The organism is Thioalkalivibrio sp. ALE20, from assembly GCF_000381405.1.
In the GTDB taxonomy this organism is placed as follows: domain Bacteria; phylum Pseudomonadota; class Gammaproteobacteria; order Ectothiorhodospirales; family Ectothiorhodospiraceae; genus Thioalkalivibrio.
Window position 1 is genome coordinate 1 of record NZ_KB906496.1, and the last position, 1685, is coordinate 1685.

Here is a 1685-nt window from a genome sequence, read left to right on the forward strand (position 1 = left end):
GAGATGGCGCGTTTACACGGCTTCCCCGATTGGTTCCGGTTTAACATTACAAAATGGCACGGTGCAAGACAGATTGGCAATGCTGTTCCACCGCCGCTAGCGCACAGCATCGCGGAAGAAGTTATGAAGGCTCTAGGGTGTGAGCCTGTCGCACCTGAGCGGCGGATAGCCCTAGGAGACGAAGCGCTTCTCTCATTAGACATGTCGGGCGCAGCGGAGCACTTCGGCGTTGAGCCTCCACCCAGCCGTCGCGATCAGAAAAGCGGCGCCAAGAAACGCAAGCAGGCGGACATTGAACGTGCACGGCTTGCTCAGAGGATCCCGAATCATGGGTAAACAAAAAACCGGCCGATACGACGCTCTCATCGAAAAGATATTCTTCGACCATTACAAGCCAGAAGATAATGACTTCACATTTTACCGAAGCGAAGTAATCTGCGCTGCTGAAGCCCTAGACGTGTCTCTTCCTCGCAACATTGGCGACTTATTTTATAGCTACCGCTTCAGAAAACCCCTACCTGACCGCATAATCAAAACGCAGCCCGAAGGGATGGAATGGGTGATCGTTCTCTCGGGAAAAGGGGTGTATCGATTTTCATTAGTAAAGCAAAATCGAATTTACCCACGCCAAGATTTGGTCGCTATTGCAATCCCTGATTCCACACCGGAAATCATTCGCGCCTATTCCCTAAATGATGAACAAGCACTTCTGGCTATTGTGCGATACAACCGACTGGTAGATACATTTTTAGGGTTGACCACATATAGCCTTCAGAATCATCTACGAACGACCGTCGAGGGTATGGGTCAGATCGAGATAGACGAATTGTATATTGGATTGGACAAGCGCGGGTGCCACTACGTAATACCGATCCAAGCGAAAGGCGGGAAGGACCAGATTGGATCAGTGCAAATCTCGCAAGACATTCAGTTCGTGAACGAAAGATTTCCTGAATTACGTTGTCGGGCGGTGTCGGCTCAATTCATGGATAATGATGTTGTCGCCCTTTTCGAGCTTGTATTACAGGACAACGAGATCAAGGTCGCTGAAGAGCGGCACTACCGTCTTATACCGGCAAGCCAAATCGACGATGAGGCTATACGAAATTACCACGAATGAGTGTGACATAGCGAGACTAGCTGGGAGGGTGGGGGAGGCCTCTTCCTTATCGCCGGGTTGCCGGCGACATCCATAAATCATCCTCCCTGGTCATCACGAAAAACTCGTCCACGCGACCGTTCAAAGTCACCCCGTCCGCCCACGTGAGACCAACCATACCAGGGCCTTCCCCAATAAAGTAGCGCCCCACGTGATCCTTGTGCACCGGATATCGCAGACTGTGCCAGTAAACAGACTCGCCCCGATCCACGGCGGCCATGATCTCCTGTGCTGTGCTGAAGACTCCCTTACGCATGATGGCTGTCTCCCTCGACCTTACGCTCAATGAATGCGGGAGAAAGGAAGCGCACCCCCCCGGCTACAGCGCATAGCCTCCGCGACAAGAGGATCAATCAATGAGGCCATGCCCACGGGCCTTTATTCAATAATTGCTCAGAGTCGCCGCTGAGATCCGCTCCGCCTCGGCCACATCGCCGACCATCAGGTTAGCCGGCGGGGCAAGCTTGCACAGGACGCCCTCCTTCAGCCCGCTAGAATGCTTCTCCACGGTTGTCGCCTACCGGTT

At 52.9% G+C, this 1685-nt stretch carries 2 protein-coding genes; both read left to right on the forward strand.

Features of this window, described 5'->3' with window-relative positions; translation table 11 throughout:
- The coding region (locus F790_RS14450) for a DNA cytosine methyltransferase (protein WP_198004672.1) at positions 1–336 on the forward strand (336 nt) is incomplete at its 5' end.
- A complete protein-coding gene (locus F790_RS0113610; protein ID WP_026332987.1) occupies positions 329–1120 on the forward strand; it encodes a hypothetical protein in 792 nt (263 codons plus the stop codon). The genes F790_RS14450 and F790_RS0113610, both read left to right, overlap by 8 nt.
- The last annotated feature ends 565 nt before the right edge of the window (positions 1121–1685 follow it).

Coding starts and splice junctions, on each gene's coding strand:
- F790_RS0113610 (WP_026332987.1), top strand. CDS start 329: ATGGGTAAACAAAAAACCGGCCGATACGACGCTCTCATCGAAAAGATA.